The sequence below is a fragment of the Stenotrophomonas sp. CCNWLW57 genome, from assembly GCF_037203925.1.
GTDB classification, from domain to species: Bacteria; Pseudomonadota; Gammaproteobacteria; order Xanthomonadales; family Xanthomonadaceae; genus Stenotrophomonas; species Stenotrophomonas rhizophila_A.
The window spans coordinates 43,211-59,225 of the sequence record NZ_JBBCBJ010000009.1 but is presented as its reverse complement, the minus strand read 5'-3'; the positions used below and the strand labels follow the sequence as shown (position 1 = coordinate 59,225).

The window sequence follows — 16,015 nt, the reverse complement described above, 5'->3', positions numbered from 1 at the left end:
TCGCATCCCTATCGACCGCCGTTACGTTGCCCGCGTTCGGTTGTGGCGTGAACATTGGCGGGGACGGCATTTGTTTTTGCACGGGGTCATGCGTTACCGGACGTTGCGCCGGTATCGGCGAAGGGTAGCTCTGCTGCTTCGCAGGTGGCGGTGATTACGCGTTGGGCTTCTTCCAACGCGGGGGTCAGGACCGCCAGGCGCGGCCTTCTGTCCAGGGTGCAGGCCAACCCTACGTCCAACAGCGCGGCGTGCGCTTCGTGCAGCGCCTCGCGCGTGCCGCCGGGCAGCCAGGCAATGCCGGCCAGCTGGTCGATCAGGCTGGGGGTGTCGCGCGGCTCCAGCACCTGTGGGTGCGTGCCGGCACTGTCCAGCACGCCGGTCTGCAGCAGGAACTCCAGGTCCACGATGCCACCGGCGCCCTGCTTGAGATCCCAGCGCGCGGCATCGCTGCGGTCCAGTTCGGTGCGCATGCGGCCGCGCATTTTCACCACGTCGGCGTACAGCACCTCGCGCTCGCGCGGGCGCGCCAGCGTGGTGGCACGGATCCGTTCGAAATCGGCCAGAAGGCTGGCGTCACCGGCAATGCCGCGCGCGCGTACCAGCGCCTGGTGTTCCCAGGTCCAGGCACGCTCGCGCTGGTATTCGGTGTAGCTGGCCAGCGAGGACACCAGCGAGCCCTTGCCACCATCCGGGCGCAGGCGCACGTCGATGTCGTACAGGCGGCCGGCAGCGGTGACCGCGCCCAGCAGCGCCATCACCTTCTGCGCCAGGCGTGCGTACCAGCGGCCCGGGTCGAGCGGGCGGGCGCCGTTGCTGCTGTCCTGGTCGGCCGGGTGGTCGTGCAGGAACACCAGGTCCAGGTCCGAGCCGAAGCCCAGTTCCAACCCGCCCAGGCTGCCGTAGCCGATGATCGCGAACCGGCCGCCCGGCACTTCACCGTGCGCGCGGCGCATGTCCGCATCGGCCATCGCCAACGCGGTGACCACCACCGCCTGCGCGAGCTGGGCGAGCTGGCGGGTACTGTCCACGGCGCGCTGGCGGCCATCCAGCGTGGCCAGGGCCATGCGGAAGCTCAGCGCGAGCCGGGTTTCATTGAGCAGGCGCAGCGCGGCCTCGGGGTCGTCCACGGCCAGCGCGGCATCGCACTCGGCCTGCATGGCGGCGGCATCGGGCATCGGGCCGGAGACGCGTACATCCAGCAGTTCGTCCAGCAACAACGGGTAGGCGGCGATGCGCTCGGCCAGCAGCGCGCTGCGGGCGAGCACGTCCACCAGCCTGGCCAGTGCGCTGGGCTGTTCGTCGAGCAGTGCGAGGTAGCTGGTGCGGCGCAGGATGGCCTGCAGCAGGCCCAGCACGCGCTTGAGCGCGGCGTCGGGCTGCGGCGAGCGGGTGGCGGCGTGCAGCAGCGCGGGCAGTACGCGGTCGAGGCGTGCGCGCGCGTTGTCGCTGAGCGACTTCACGCCGAGTGATTGGGCGAAGTCGCGCAGCGACTGGTCGGCGCCGTTGGGGTCGTGGAAGCCGGCGTTGGCCAGCACCTCGGCATCGCCGCTGTCGGGCAGGCCGCGCCAGTAATTGGCCAGCGCATCGGGGGCGGCCTGGCCGGCGCGCGGGGCGAGCAGCGCGGCGAACTCGGTGCTGACCCGGTCGCGCTGCACATCGAGTGCGGCCAGCAGCGCGTCCCAGTCGGCGTAGCCCAGGCCACAGGCGATGCGCAGGCGGTCGATGGGGTCGGTGGGCAGCGCGTGGGTCTGGGCGTCGCGCAGCATCTGCAGGCGGTTTTCCAGGCGGCGCAGGAAGCCGTAGGCGTGCAGCAGGTCTGCGCCATCCTCCGGCGCCATCTGCCCGCAGGCGACCAGGGCGGGCAGCGCATGCAGCAGGCGGCGCTCGCGCAGGCTGGCTTCGCGGCCGCCGCGGATGAGCTGCAGCGCCTGGGACAGGAATTCGATTTCGCGGATGCCGCCGGGGCCGCGCTTGATGTCGTCGAACATGTCGCGGCGCGAGACTTCGGCGGTGATGGCCGCCTTCATTTCGCGCAGGCCATCGAGCGCGGTGAAGTCGAGGTAGCGGCGGTAGACGAACGGGCGCAGGGTCTGCAGCCAGGCTTCACCGGCGGCGATGTCGCCCGCCACGGCGCGCGCCTTGAGCCAGGCGTAGCGTTCCCAATCGCGGCCTTCGCGCTGGAAGTACTGGTCCATGCCAGTGAAAGACAGCGCCACGCGGCCTGCGCTACCGAACGGGCGCAGGCGCAGGTCGACGCGGTGGCTGAAGCCGTCCACGGTGGTTTCGTCGAGCAGGCGCGCCAGGCGCTGGCCGAGCCGGGCGAAGTATTCCTCGGCGGCGAGCGGGCGCGGGCCGTCGGATTCGCCGCCCTGCGGGTAGGCGTAGACAAGGTCCACGTCAGAACTGAAATTGAGCTCGCCGCCGCCCAGCTTGCCCAGGCCGAACACCACCAGCTGCTGGGTGCTGCCATCGGCGGCGCGGACCACGCCGTGGCGGGTGGCGAATTCCTGTTCCAGCGCGGCCAGGGCCAGCGCCAGGCATTCCTCGGCCAGGCGGGTGGCGCCGGCCAGGGTGGCGGGTACGTCGTCGAGGCCTTCGAGGTCGCGCCAGATCAGGCGGGTGGAGCAGGCGGTGCGGTAGCGGCGCAGGCGCGCCGGCCAGTCGGCCGGCTGCTGGGGATCCAGTTCCGGAAGCGGCAGCGGCGGGCAGTCGGTTTGGGTCAATTGCGACAGAAGCGCGGGCTGCCGGCACAGGGTGTCGAGGGCGAAGTCGCTGGTGATGGCGAGCAGGCGGAGCTTGGCGAGGACCGGTTCCGGCGGCGGCCAGTTGCCTGAGTCGTTCAGGCTGAGCGCAAGACGCGCAAGCGCGCGGTCGACGAGCGGGACAAGGGCGGCGGGAACGGCATCGGCGGAAATCGGCATGAGGCGATTATGCATGGGGCCGCACGCGGCACCCGAATGGCAGGGTGCGTGTGGGGGTCCGTGTATGCGGCGCGTTGCGCGTGGGTGGCGGCTGCGGCGCGGGCGTAGGGTCGGTTCCCAAACGACCGCCGATAACGGGTCCACGCCCGGTAACGCATTACCGTTGGACAACGTAAACGCCTTCCCCGCCGGAGGTCATGCCCCATCGAACGCGGGCGGTGCCACGGCAGTCGATTGGGATGCGACCCAACCGCAGGGCGGCCACACCGTGGTGTCTCCGTGAATGAATAGGGCACCCGCCGAATTTTGGGCATAAAAAAGCCCGCTTGCAGCGAACTGCCAGCGGGCTCTGCTCCCTCCCCCACGTCGGGATGCAGGGCGATCTTCTAGGCTCCGCGAACAAGTTGCACGCTGCACTGCAAAACAATACTGGCGGGTACAGATGCCCTCATTTAACTGAATAGGACCTCATATACCGGGAGAACACCATTCCACCTTGGTCGCACCCGGGACGGTGGTGCGATGGCGGATAATGAATATCCCCCACAAACGTAGTCGTCATGTCCGTTGATCGCATTGCCGACGCGCGCCTGCGCGCTCGCGTTGTATCTGCCGAAGCCGCCGCCGCGCTGATCCAGCCGGGCGAAACGGTGGCCATGAGTGGTTTCACCGGCTCGGGCTACCCCAAGGCGGTGCCGGTGGCGCTGGCCCAGCGCATCGAGGCCTTCCACGCCGACAACCTGCCCTTCCAGATCAGCCTGATGACCGGCGCGTCCACCGCGCCGGAACTGGACGGTGCGCTGGCCAAGGCCGACGGCATCGCCATGCGCATGCCGTTCCAGAGCGACCCGGACGCGCGCAACCGCATCAATGCGGGCCTGCTGGACTACATCGACATCCACCTCAGCCACGTGGCCCAGCATGTGTGGTTCGGGTTCTATGGCGAGATCGATACGGCGGTGATCGAGGTTTCCGCGATCCGCGAAGACGGTTCGCTGGTGCCCTCCACCTCGGTGGGCAACAACAAGACCTGGCTGGACCTGGCCAAAAAGGTGATCGTCGAGGTCAACGAATGGCAGCCGGCCGGCGTGGACGGCATGCACGACATCTACTACGGCACGGCGCTGCCGCCGCACCGCAAGCCGATTCCGCTGGTGCACGGCAACGACCGCATCGGTGAAACGGCGCTGCGCTGCGACCCGGACAAGATCGTAGCGGTGGTGCGCACCAACGGCCCGGACCGCAACAGCCCGTTCAGCCCGATCGATGCGACCAGCGAGCAGATCGCGGCGTACCTGATCGAGTTCCTGCAGCACGAGGTGGCGCGCGGCCGCCTGCCGGCCAACCTGCTGCCGCTGCAGAGCGGCGTGGGCAATATTCCCAATGCGGTGTTGGCAGGGTTGGGCAAGAGCGGCTTCCGCGACCTCAGCGCGTTCACCGAGGTGATCCAGGACGGCATGCTGGACCTGCTGCGCGATGGCGTGCTGAGCTACGCCTCGTGCACCGGGTTCGCGCTGAGCCCGCAGGCCAATGAGACGTTCAAGGAAAACATCGATTTCTACCGCGAGCGCATCATCATGCGCACGCAGGAGATTTCTAACCACCCGGAACTGGTGCGCCGCCTGGGCTGCATCGGCATGAACGGCATGATCGAGGTGGATCTGTACGGCAACGTCAATTCCACGCATGTGATGGGCACGCGGATCATGAACGGCATTGGCGGTTCGGGTGATTTTGCGCGCAACGGGTTCCTGTCGGCGTTCCTGAGCCCGTCCACGGCCAAGAACGGCACCATTTCGGCAATCGTGCCGATGGTGAGCCATGTGGACCACACCGAGCACGATGTGTCGGTGATCGTGACCGAGCAGGGGTTGGCGGATCTGCGTGGGTTGCCGCCGCGCAAGCGTGCGCGGGTGGTGATCGATAATTGCGCGCATCCGGATTTCCGCGACCAGCTCAATGATTATTTCGAGCGGGCCAGCCGCGACAGTTACGGCAAGCACACTCCGCACCTGTTGCCGGAAGCGTTGTCGTGGCACCAGCGGTGGTTGGATACGGGGACGATGAAGGCCTGAGTGGTTGCAACAAAAAAACGCCGGGATTTCCCGGCGTTTTTTGTTCGCGATGGTAGGGTCGGTTCCCGAACGACCGCCGATAACGGTGCAACGTCCGGTAACGCATGACCCCGGGCAAAAACAAACGCCGTCCCCGCCAATGTTCATGCCGCAACCGAACGCGGGCAACGTAACGGCGGTCGATAGGGATGCGACCCTACCGGCGCATCCCATTGCCATTTAGATTCGGAGACTGTCGAGCGACTCTTTCTGCAGGCGCTCGTAGATCACGAACTCATCCTCGACCTTCATGCCCAATGCCTGCTCGAACGCATCGCGGTTGGCGTGAGCAGCGTACGCGCGCTGTTCTTCGCCGCCGAGGTTGGACTGGAAAATACCTGCGGCACTGACCGGCAGGAAATCTTCGTAGACGATCGGGTCGGCACTGGCCAGCCCTGCCGCCACCAACGCTTCGGCCGGCAGGTCGCCCACGGCGGCCGGGTTGGCGCGGCCGGCGTCCGTGAGGGCGTAGCGGTAGTAGCCCAACCCTTCGCGGCGCAGGGTGTCGTGGTCGTCCGGGAAGGCGGTGAACGCTGCGGCCAGGCGCGTGGGGTAATCCTGCCCGGTGCTGCCGGCGCCGCCGGCATCGCGGGCCTGGGCCAGCAGCTGGTCGTACAGCGCGCGGCCCATGGGCGTGAGGGCCAGGCCGCGCTGTTCGATCTCGCCGAACCGTGCAGTGTGGGTGCCGGCATCGGCGCCTTCGCCATCGGGGAAGTTCACCGTTTCCTCCAGCGCCTTGAAGCTGGTCTGGCGCAGCAGGATCGGGCAGCGGCGCGGCGGCGGGCCTTCGACCACGGCCTTGGCATCGATGCCACGGGCGAGCATGCCGGCCTGCGCGGCGTCGATGTCCAGCGTGCGTGGGGTGAGGTGGTTGATGTGCGGACCACGGAAGCTGACCACGTCGGCCACCAGGCGGTGGGCGTTGCTCAATGCCTCGTAAGTGGCCAGCGAGACGGTGGCATCGCTGTGCCAGCGGAAGGTTTCCAGTGCGGCCAGCACGAAGCGGCGGGCATCGTACTGGTCCAGCCCGCCTTCGCGTTCTGCCTGCTCGATCAGCGCCAGCGCGTCATCGGTGAAGATGCGGCGGCGCGCGAGGATGCGCGCGGATTCGTCGCGCAGGGCTTCGTCTTCGATCAGTTCCAGGCGCAGCAGCGAGGTGAACACGCGGAACGGGTTGGCGGCCAGCGCGGCAGCGGTGCGCGGGCGGAAGGCGGTGGAATGCACCGGAACGCCGGCCACGGAGAGGTCGTAGTAGCCGATGGGGTACATGCCCATGACGGCGAACAGGCGGCCCAGGGTGGCCAGCTCCTCGGCAGTGCCGACGCGGATGGCGCCGTGGCGCTCCTGCGCCAGGCGGCCGCGTTCGTCATTGCGCTCGAGCTGCTCGGCCAGTGCCGGGTTGTCGGTGAGCACGGCATCGTTGATCTCGGCCACCAGGTCGACCAGGGTGCCGTACAGCGGCACTTCGGTGCGGTACATGGTGGACATGGCCTGGGCGAACAGGCTGCGGATATCGTCGGGTGAAACGAAACGGTCGGCGCTCATTACGTACTCGGCAACGGATCACGGGGAACAGCAGGTACCCATTGTCGCCGAGGTGGGCCGTACCGGGCGAGGTGCACAGCAGCATTCGCAGATGGGACCTGGAGGGTCAGCGGGCGCGTTTGGTTTCGGCGTCAGCAGCGGCTTTGTCGCGCTGGGCGCGGTCGCCGAGCTGGCGCTTGAGGGTGGCGTCGAGGGTGACCGGGCGGTCCCAGTGGTCGTGGCTGGCCACGATGGCGTGGCGCAGGGTGCGCCAATGCGTGTTGCTGGGGGTGACCGGCATGTTGGTCACCACGTCGGCCCAGCGCTTGTCATCGCCTTCGTCGGGCACGAAGCGCGACCAGGCCTGCACGGCGTCCCGGCAGGAGCGCTCGGTGGCCTTGGCCCAGAAGCAGGCGAAGTAGATGTCACCCGCCTGCCAGCCATGGGTGTAGAACAGCGCGGCGATGTAATCGCGCGGGACACTGGCGTAGCGCGCTACCTCGTCGAGGAAGCTCTCCGGGTAGCGCTCGGCGTAGTGGTTGATGTCCTGCAGCTGGTCATCAACCCAGGCGTCACCGGTGTGGACCTGGTAAGCCTGGGATTTTTCCGGGGTCTGCTGCGCGGCCGCCAGCAACGGCAGCCACAGCAGCAGGGCAACCAGCAGCAGGCGCAGGCGCTTCACCGGCTCAGCCGCCCGCCGCTTTGGCTTCAATGGCGCGCAGGGCCTGAGGCCAGTCGAACGCGGTGGCCGCTTCGACCATGCGCGGCTCATCGGCGGCCACGCCATGCTGGGTTTCATGCGCCCAGGTCACCGCATACGGGGTGTGGATGCCCCAGCCGCCCAGGGTGACCACCGGTTCGATATCCGAGCGCAGCGAGTTGCCGACCATGACGAAACGCTCCATCGGCAGGTCGAACTCTTCGAGCACGCGCGCGTAGGTTTCCGGATCCTTCTCGGACACGATCTCGATGCGCGGGAACAGGTCACGCAGGTTGGCCACCTTGATCTTGGCTTCCTGGTGGAACAGGTCGCCCTTGGTGATCAGTACCACTGGATAGTCGCGGGCGATTTCGGCGACGGACTCGCGCACGCCATCAATCAACTCCACCGGGTGGCGCAGGGTGTCATGGCCGATGTCGAGGATCAGCTGCAGGTCGCGTGCGGCAATGGTCTTTTCAGTGATCTCGATGGCCGCTTCCAGCATCGACAGGGTCATGCCCTTGACGCCGTAGCCGAACACGCCGAGGTTGCGCTGCTGCACTTCGAGCAGGTGGCGCGCGGTGGCGGTGTCGTGCACGTCGATGTAGCGCGACAGGATGTCGAGGTAATCCTGCTCGGCCTTGCGGTAATAGTCCTCGCTCTTCCACAGCGTGTCGTCACCGTCAAAACCGACCAGACCGATGGCGCCGGTGGGCGCGGGCATGGAGGTCATCATCGGGCAAGGATACCAAGCGCAAAAGAAGGAAGGGCGGCCCAAGCCGCCCTTCCAGGCCATTCACCGTTGTCCAGCGGTTTCAGGCAGTTGCGTGGTCAGCGGCCCGGGGCGGCGTTGCCGCCGGCTGCGGCGCCCTGCTGGGCGGCGACGTAGGCTTTGTACTCGTCCGGGGTGAGCTTGCCGTCTTTGTTGGTGTCGGCCTGGTCGAATACCTGGGCAAGGCCTGCGTTCACCTGGGCCTCGGTCTTGCTGATAGCGCCGTCACCGTCGGTATCGACGCTGGCCCAGGTCTGGCCGCCACCGCCGCCGGCCTGCGCCGAGGCCTGGGCGGCCGCGCCGGTGGCCGCATCTGCCGCCTGGTCTGCCTGTGCCGCCGACTGCTGGGCCTGCGCGGCCTGGGTCTGGGCCTGCGCGGCACTCTGCTGTGCGGTCTGTGCCATCGCCGGAATGGCCAGAACACTGCCGGCGGCGACGATCAGGGCGATCAGGGGCTTGCGGTTGCGAATAGTCATCGGGTGGTCTCCTTGTGGGATGTTGCGCGGCTCGTTGTTTTCCGCACGGCCCCACACTGACACCCTGTTTGTGAATCGACCTTGCCCTGCAACCGGCCTGCGCACGCCGTCTTAACCACACGCGCGCAGCGCTCCGTTACCCCTGCGGTTACGCGCAGGTGAGCGGTTGGTAAGACGATCATTCAATGGGCCCGGATTTAACCGGATGCGAACGAAAACTCAGGGGTTTCTGGCATTTTTTTCGCCTGAGCGGGAACTGAATATCAGCCAGCCCAGTGCAACACCGCCCAGCGCACCGGCCACTTCAATCACCACGCGCGAGCCCAGTTCGTTCGGATCGTGGATGGTGGCCAGGAACAGGCGCGCGTACAGCGGCGACTCCAGCCGCATCATGCCCATGTAGAACAGGTTCCAGGCATCGATGCCGGCGGATGCGACCACGGACATCACGCAGGCCCAGCCAATGGCATGCCCGTCGGACCAGCCCGCCCAACGGCACACCCGGTGCCACAGTGCGTACACCAGCAGGCCGACCAGCAGGGCGATGAGCCCGGCTTCCAGCGTGCCCAGCAATCCAAAGTGCAGCGGCAGGTTCATCGTGATCCGTGGGTTCGGTGAGCGCGCATTGTAGCGGCGCGCCGACCGGACGCAGGGGCTCAGCGCACCGGCACGTCGTAGGCCGTGGTGGGGCTGGGCTCGGGGGTGAGGGTGAAATGCCACCATTCCTGCGGATAGTTGGCAAAGCCCTGGCGCTGCATGGCCTGCAGCAGGGTCTGGCGGTTGCGGTACTGGATGGGGGTGATGTCGGGCGCGTTGGTATGCGCGCGTGGGCCGAAGAAGTCGAAATCGGTACCCATGTCGACCACGCTGCAGGGGTCGCTGCGGCAGTCGAGCAGGCCCAGGTCGACGGTGGCGCCACGGCTGTGGCCGGAGGTTTCGGCGATATAGCCGCCCAGCAGCGCGGGTTTGTCGAGGCTGGGGTACTGCTGCGCCTTGCGCGACTGCTCCAGCGGGTCGTTGGCCCAGTCCACGAACGCCCGCACAGATTGTGCGGGGCGGTAGCAGTCGAACAGCTGCAGGCCGTAGCCATTGGCGCGCAGGCCGGCTTCCACCTCGGCCAGCGCCTTCGCTGCCGGGCGCAGCAGGAAACACTTCGGTGCTTCGTAGCCGGGCACCGGGCGGCCGGTGAAGTTGTTGGCGCCGGCGTAGCGCATGTCGAGTTTGATATCCGGCGCCAGCGTGGTGATGTCGACCAGGCCGGCCTGTTCGGCGGTGCGCACCAGGGCGATGTGGACCGGCTGGGCCGACACCACCGCGGGCGCGGCCAGGGCGAGCAGCAGGCTAAGGGCAATCGCCGATGCGGGTGAAGTGCAGGTCCTGGTAGTCATAGCTGAAGTCGATATCCGGATCGATCGCGCTCAGGCGGAGCGTCGGCGGGGTACCCGGCTCCACCTGCAGCCAGGGTTCTGCATCCGCCCCGAGGGTATCCCACTGCACCAGCCAGCGGGAATCGAGCTGCATCACGGATCCGCGCAGTGTGGGCGATTTGTCCACGCTGAAGCGCAGGGTGTTGTTTTCAGGGCACAGGCGGGCCTGGCCCAGCCAAGGGTCGCGATAGAGGCCTTGCCATTGCGCGGTGGCGGCGACGCCGGCGGGTTTGCGGGCGGTTGTGTCTGGCAGCGCGTGGGTGGTGTTGCGCCGCTGGGTTCGTTCGGCCTGCAGCTGTTCGGTGTAACCGGCAACGGTCTGTCGTTGCGCCGGGGCGGTGTAGTGCTTCAGCGCGGCCTGCATCAGCACGGTGCGCGCATCCTCGCCTTCGCCATTTATCAGGATCACCACGCCCACCTTGCGGTCCGGCAGCAGCGCGAGCGAGGAATACATGCCCGACAGCGTGCCGGTGTGGGCGACCTTCCACTGCCCGTCCATGTCCGACAGGCGCCAGCCGTAGCCATAGGCGGAGAAATGCGCGTTGTCCCAGCGGCGCTGGCGTTCGCCGAGCGCCATGGGCATGTGCGCGGTCCACAGCGCGCGGCGCTGGGTTTCACTAAGCCAGCCAGGCACCCGCGTGGGATCCAGCAGGACCTGCATCCAGCGGGTCATGTCGCGCAGGCTGCAGCGGATGCCGCCTGCCGCCATGGAGGTCAGGTCCGGCGCGATGTCGGTGTCGGCGTTGACGACCACGTTGCCACTCTCGCGCCGGGCATGCGGTTGCGCGACGTTGCCCACCTTCGCCACCGACCACGTGCCGGCCTGGCAGCGGGTCATTCCGAGCGGGATGAACACTTCCTCGCGCAGCAGCTGGTCATAGGGTTTGCCCCCGGCGGCGGCCGCTACTTCACCGGCCACCACGTACATCAGGTTGTCGTAGGCGTAGCCGCTGCGGAAGCTGGTGACCGGCTTGAGATGCTCCAGGCCGGCAATGATGTCGGCGCGGGTGAACGCATTGGGTTCGGGCCACAGCATCAGGTCGCCCGCGCCCAGGCCGAGCCCGCTGTTGTGGATGAGCAGGTCGCGGACCTGCATGTGTTGGGTGACCCACGGGTCGTGCATGCGGAACTGCGGCAGGTATTTCGTCACCGGGTCGTCCCAGGCGAGCAGGCCACGGTCGACCAGCCGCGCCAGTACTGCGGCGGTCATCGCCTTGCTGTTGGAGGCGATCTTGAACAGGGTATCGGCGTCGATGGGCTCGCCGCTGCCGGCGCGGCGTTCGCCGGCCGTGTGGATGTAGACCACGCGGCCGTCGTCCACTACAGCCATGGCCAGGCCCGGCAGCGCGTAGTGCTGCCGGGCCTGGTCGAACATCGCCTGGAAGCCTGGCTCGGCGGTTGCGGCGCTGGCCGAAAAGACCAGCCCCGCCGTCGCACATACCACCCACCGTTTCAAGGCGTTCATGCCCTCAATAGTTCCACGTCACCGTGAGCTGGGCATAGCGCGGCGACTGGAACCCGGTGCCGTAGCCGTACAGCGGGTTCGGCGTGCCGATGCTGTCCTGCGGCTCGTAGTCCTGGTCCACCGACACGATGCGCTGCTGGTTGAGCACGTTGTACACGGCCAGCTTCAGGCTGATGTCCAGAGGCACCGGCACCTTGTAGGCGATGCTCATGTCCAGGTCGTAGGTCCACGGCGTACGGCCATCGCCGGCACGCGGCGAATGCACGAACACACGTTCGGACGGTACGCTGGACTGGCAGTTGGACACGCACACGAAGTAGCTGTGGAAGTCGGTGGCGTCATACGGGTTGCCGGCGCCAAAGCGGGTGATCGGGCTGCCGGACTGGATGCCCAGCGTGGCGGCCACGGTCAGGTTTTCGGTCACCGCGTAGCTGCCACGGAACTTGAACTGGTGGCGGCGATCGTTGGCGAGGTAGCCGTAGCCACGGTAGTTCACCCACGGATTGTCGAAGTTTTCGGTACGGCCCGAATCGGCGAAGTCGGTATCGGAATTGACCGGGCCTTCGGCGTTGCCCTTGCCGTAGGCCAGGGTGTAGGACGCGTTGAAGCCCCACTTGCCATCCCACGCGCGGTCGACCTGCAGTTCCAGCGCCTTGTAATCGCGCTTCGGCTTGACCCAGCCGCGCTGGCCAACATAGTTGCCATCATCGTCATACAGCGCCCAGCCCTCACGGGAAGTGTCGATGTTGATCCAGCCGTCATTGCTGCCATCGCAATCGGTGTCGCCCCACACGGTGTTGGTGCGGCCCGGGTTGCCCATGATCCACACGCTGTCGACCGCACCGCACTGGCCGGTGGCGGTGATGTTCATGTCGTCAATCGCGTTGTTCAGGCGGCGATAGGTGACGCTGGCGCCGACCGACCACGATTCGCTGAGCATGTGCTGGAAGCCCAGGATCGCTTCATCCTGGTACACCGGGTCCATTTCGCGGTTCACCTCGGCGCGCAGGTCCGGCACGCTGCCATCGCCCTGCGAGTTGTCCACCGGGCCGATCTGGCCGCCCAGCACCGGGATGTTGTTTTCGCCACCGGAGTAGCCGAGGAACTCGTACCAGGTACGCTCGTCCAGGAAGCCGCCCGCCTGCTTGATGTTGATGACGTTGGCCACCGGCAGGAAGTAGCGGCCCAGGTTGCCGAACACCTTGGTGGTGCCATCGCCCTTGACGTCCCAGGAGAAGCCGAGGCGCGGGGCGAACATGTTGTCGATCTTGATGTAGCTGTCGCCGTCGCCGCCCTTGTTGTCGAAACCTTCCACGCGCGCGCCGATGTTCAGCAGCAGGTTGGGCGTGACCTGCCAGTTGTCTTCGAGGTAGTACGCCGAGTTGATGGTTTCGAACGAGCCGGCCACTTCATAGCGGCGGGTGCGCGCGACCAGACCGCTGGCCGGCACGGTACCGCCATTGAGCGAGCTGCCGGGAGTACGGTAGTAGATGTCGTAGCGCAACCCACCCGGACCCGGGTACGAGCGCTCGTAATCGGAGGTGTTCTCTTCGCGATCAAGGCCGAAGCGCAGCAGGTGGTCACCCAGGGCCCACTCGAAGTCGGCGCGGGCCGCCTTGCGGGTATCCAGTGCCGCTTCCACCTGCGAGCTGCTGGTGCAGCTGCGGTCGCCTTGAAGGTCGGTGGGAACGCCTTGGCTGGCGGTGCGATTATCGAACACGCGGTTGCAGTTCTGGTCCATCAGGCTGCTCTGCGAGCGGTTGCGCTTGTTCTCGCCATACATGAGCTTCATGGTCAGGTCGTTGTTGACCTGCCAGCTGTAGGTGCCGGACCAGTTCTTGCCGCCTACGGTGTTGTAGATCTGGTTGGTGCGGTCGCCGACGATGTCCCCAGTGGCGTATTCGTACTTGTAGACGTCGGTGATGGTGTCGCTCTTGTCGGAGAAGCCGAACAGCGACAGCATCTGGTTGTCGGTGATCTGCCAGTCCAGCTTGCCGCCCCAGAACGGGTCGTCAGCCTTTCCGCGGTTGAATACGGTGCCGGCGTCGTTGGTGGAGTTGGGCTCGTAGTCGCGCGCCTCGTACATGCCGAAGAAGAACAGCTTGTCCTGCACCAGCGCGCCGGAGGCGAACACGTTCAGGGCGCTGCGCGAGTAGTCATCCTGGCTGGCGGTGATGTAGCGGCTGCCGTTGCTGTCGTAGCGGTCGCGTGCCTGCGACTGCCAGGCACGTGGTTCCACCACCAGCTGGGCGCCGGTCTGGAACTCATTGGTGCCCGAGCGGGTCACGGCGTTGATGACGCCGCCGGTGCTGCGCCCGAACTCCACCGAGTAGCCGCCGGTCTTGACCTGGAATTCCTGGTAGAAGCCGAACGGCACCGATGAGAAACCGACCCGGTTGTAGAAGTCGGTGACGTTCAGGCCGTTGACGTAGACGGTGTTTTCCGCGACCGACGAGCCGCCGAAGGAAATGCCCTGCCCGCCCAGCGAGCCCTTGCCTTTCACCGCGCCCGGGGCAAGCAGCGCCACGGCGGTGATGTCACGGTCCACCGGCAGCCGGAGCAGTTCTTCGCGGGTGATGTTGGTGGCCGATTCGGTGGAGCGCACGTCCACCATGTTCACCACCTGCGGGGCGCGCACCTGCACCGCGCCCAGGGTACTCACGCCGCTGACCGGCACGTTCACCGTGGTGGCGTTGCCCAGGGTCACATTGACCTGGCCCACGCGAGCCGGGGCGCCGCCGGCCACAGCCACTTCCAGGTCATAGGTGCCCACCGGCAGCAGGGGAATGCGGTAGCTGCCGTTGGCATCGGCGCGCACCGAGCGCACGAAGCCGGTGGCAGGATTGCGCACCGTGACGGTGGCACCTTCCAGTTGCTGGCCCGGTTCGCTCAACAGCCTGCCGGCCACCGAACCGTCCTGCGCCATCGCTGCCGGTGCAACGACACCCAGGCACGCACCCAATGCGACGCATAGCGCCGCCCGCTTCAATCCGTTCGCTTTCATTCCCTGCTCTCTCCTTCAAGGGTGAAAAATTAATGTTGATCACCCCACCAACGGTGGGGTGCTACCGCGGTGTGGCAGGCACCACGTGCGACTGGAAGTCGTAATTCCATTGATCGAAGTACAGGTTGCCGCCGGACCATTCGACTTCGCCGCGCTGCGAATCCACGGTGTCCGAGCGCGGGTGCTGCTTGGCCGGCTGGAACGGCTGCTGGAAATCGTCGTTGAAGGCGATGCGGTAGGCATCGAGCCCCCCGAAGTAGAAGTCGCGCAGCGCCGGGGCGGCGCTTTGCAGGCGGCCGGTGGTGACATCCATCGGCACCCAGCCATACGGGGCCATGTACAACGCGCCCCAGTCGTGCAGGTTGTTGTAGCCCACCGCGTCGTCCGAATAGACCATGCCGGACTGCCAGCGCGCGGGGATGCCGTTGAGGCGCAGCAGCGCGATCAGCAGCAGCGTCTGCTGGCCGCAGTCGGCGTGGCCGGCGTGCAGGGCGTAATCGCTGATGTTGGAGATGGTGGAGTATTCGCGGGCGCCGGCCCACGGGATCTGGTCCACCGCGTCGAACAGCTTCTGGGCGATGCGGTATGGGTTGGTTTCATTGCCGACCACGCGCTGCGAGAACGCGCGCAACGCCGGGGTGAACACCACGTGCGGTGGCTGTTCGGCCAGGTAGGGCTGCAATGCGGGATCGGCCGGCGTGGGCAGCACCTTGGCCGGATCGATCTCGATGTGGCGGGCGTAGACGGTGACGGCGTAGCGGATCTCGAAGCGGGTCGGCTTGCCGGCCACGGCCTTCTGCTGCAGGTGGACGGTGCGCTGCTGGGCTGCTTCGGGCGCGATCACTGCGCCACTTTTGGGGCCGATCCAGCTGATGTCTTCCTGCTGGCCGGGAATGGCGCGCGGGTATGGAATCCATGCCTGCAGCAGTTCGCCGGCGGGCACGGCATCGGGTTTGACGGTGATCGACTGGGTGACTTCCACACGGCGCGGCACCACGCTGCGGGTGCCGCTGGCCTTGGCCGCCGCGATCACTTCTTCATGGTGCGGGGCGAGATTCTCGTACGGGCCATCCACCGGCAGTGGGACGTTGGGCGCGCGGCGTGCCTTGGCTTCGGCGCTGACCCGGAACAGGTTGGCCGGCGCGCGCTTGAAGTAGCGGCGTTCACCGTCGATATCCAGGTGTTCGATCAGGCCGGCGGCATCCCAGCGCGCGAACTCGTCATAGCGCAGGTCGGGGATCTGCTTGCGCACCAGGGCCTTGGCGGCGGCCTCGTCCAGGGTGAAGTCCAGCCGCATGCGGCGCATCCGCTCACGCTGGAACGCATAGGCGGCACGTGCGTCTGCGCTGAGCGCGGGGTCGTTGATGGCCACAGCGATGCGGGCATCGGCAGCGGCAAAATCGCCGTGGTCGATCTGCGCCACCACCGCATCCAGCGCCGGACCCTGCGCCCCGGCCGAGGCGATGCCCAGCAGCAGGCATGCCGTCGCGGCACGCCGGGCGAAGGTCGAGGCAGGAGAACGCGGTTTGCGTACGGGCAGATCCACGGCGACACTTCCCAAGGTGCAGGTGGTAATCGCTGTGTAACACGGGCCTGACAGGTGGTCAATAAT

Annotated in this window: 11 protein-coding genes; 1 reads left to right on the top strand and 10 read right to left on the bottom strand. The window is 66.9% G+C overall.

What is annotated here, in order from left to right; all coding sequences use genetic code 11:
• Positions 1-86: 86 nt before the first annotated feature.
• Positions 87-2,921, bottom strand: a complete 2,835-nt coding sequence (gene glnE, locus V9K91_RS18330) for a bifunctional [glutamate--ammonia ligase]-adenylyl-L-tyrosine phosphorylase/[glutamate--ammonia-ligase] adenylyltransferase (RefSeq protein WP_336443498.1) — start codon at positions 2,919-2,921, stop codon at positions 87-89.
• Between the two features lie 560 nt (positions 2,922-3,481).
• Here glnE and V9K91_RS18325 point away from each other — a divergent pair.
• Complete coding sequence (locus V9K91_RS18325) at positions 3,482-4,996, top strand: acetyl-CoA hydrolase/transferase family protein (protein ID WP_336443497.1); 1,515 nt, start codon at positions 3,482-3,484, stop codon at positions 4,994-4,996.
• 219 nt (positions 4,997-5,215) lie between these two features.
• On the opposite strand, the gene V9K91_RS18320 is transcribed toward V9K91_RS18325, so the two are convergent.
• The 9 genes from V9K91_RS18320 to V9K91_RS18280 all read right to left on the bottom strand — a co-directional run bounded on the left by V9K91_RS18320 (position 5,216) and on the right by V9K91_RS18280 (position 15,880).
• Positions 5,216-6,580 carry a VOC family protein gene (locus tag V9K91_RS18320; RefSeq protein ID WP_336443496.1) on the bottom strand — a complete coding sequence of 455 codons (1,365 nt, stop codon included), beginning with the start codon at positions 6,578-6,580 and terminating at the stop codon, positions 5,216-5,218.
• Positions 6,581-6,686: 106 nt separating this feature from the next.
• Positions 6,687-7,241, bottom strand: a complete 555-nt coding sequence (locus V9K91_RS18315; RefSeq protein ID WP_336443495.1) for a hypothetical protein — start codon at positions 7,239-7,241, stop codon at positions 6,687-6,689.
• Positions 7,242-7,245: 4 nt separating this feature from the next.
• Positions 7,246-7,995, bottom strand: a complete 750-nt coding sequence (locus tag V9K91_RS18310) for an HAD family hydrolase (RefSeq protein ID WP_093532992.1) — start codon at positions 7,993-7,995, stop codon at positions 7,246-7,248.
• 95 nt (positions 7,996-8,090) lie between these two features.
• Positions 8,091-8,507 (bottom strand): calcium-binding protein, encoded by a 417-nt coding sequence (locus V9K91_RS18305; RefSeq protein ID WP_095364451.1) that lies wholly within the window; start codon positions 8,505-8,507, stop codon positions 8,091-8,093.
• 219 nt (positions 8,508-8,726) lie between these two features.
• A complete protein-coding gene (locus V9K91_RS18300) occupies positions 8,727-9,104 on the bottom strand; it encodes a hypothetical protein (RefSeq protein ID WP_336443494.1) in 378 nt (125 codons plus the stop codon).
• 59 nt (positions 9,105-9,163) lie between these two features.
• Positions 9,164-9,895, bottom strand: coding sequence for a M15 family metallopeptidase (locus V9K91_RS18295; RefSeq protein WP_336443493.1), 732 nt, complete (start codon positions 9,893-9,895; stop codon positions 9,164-9,166).
• Complete coding sequence (locus V9K91_RS18290; RefSeq protein ID WP_336443492.1) at positions 9,849-11,399, bottom strand: serine hydrolase domain-containing protein; 1,551 nt, start codon at positions 11,397-11,399, stop codon at positions 9,849-9,851. The genes V9K91_RS18295 and V9K91_RS18290 overlap by 47 nt, the downstream gene beginning before the upstream one ends.
• A gap of 4 nt (positions 11,400-11,403) precedes the next feature.
• The gene (locus tag V9K91_RS18285) at positions 11,404-14,403 is read right to left on the bottom strand and encodes a TonB-dependent receptor (RefSeq protein ID WP_336443491.1); all 3,000 of its coding nucleotides are present in this window, start codon (positions 14,401-14,403) and stop codon (positions 11,404-11,406) included.
• Positions 14,404-14,464: 61 nt separating this feature from the next.
• The gene (locus V9K91_RS18280; RefSeq protein ID WP_336443580.1) at positions 14,465-15,880 is read right to left on the bottom strand and encodes a transglutaminase domain-containing protein; all 1,416 of its coding nucleotides are present in this window, start codon (positions 15,878-15,880) and stop codon (positions 14,465-14,467) included.
• Positions 15,881-16,015 lie beyond the last annotated feature (135 nt).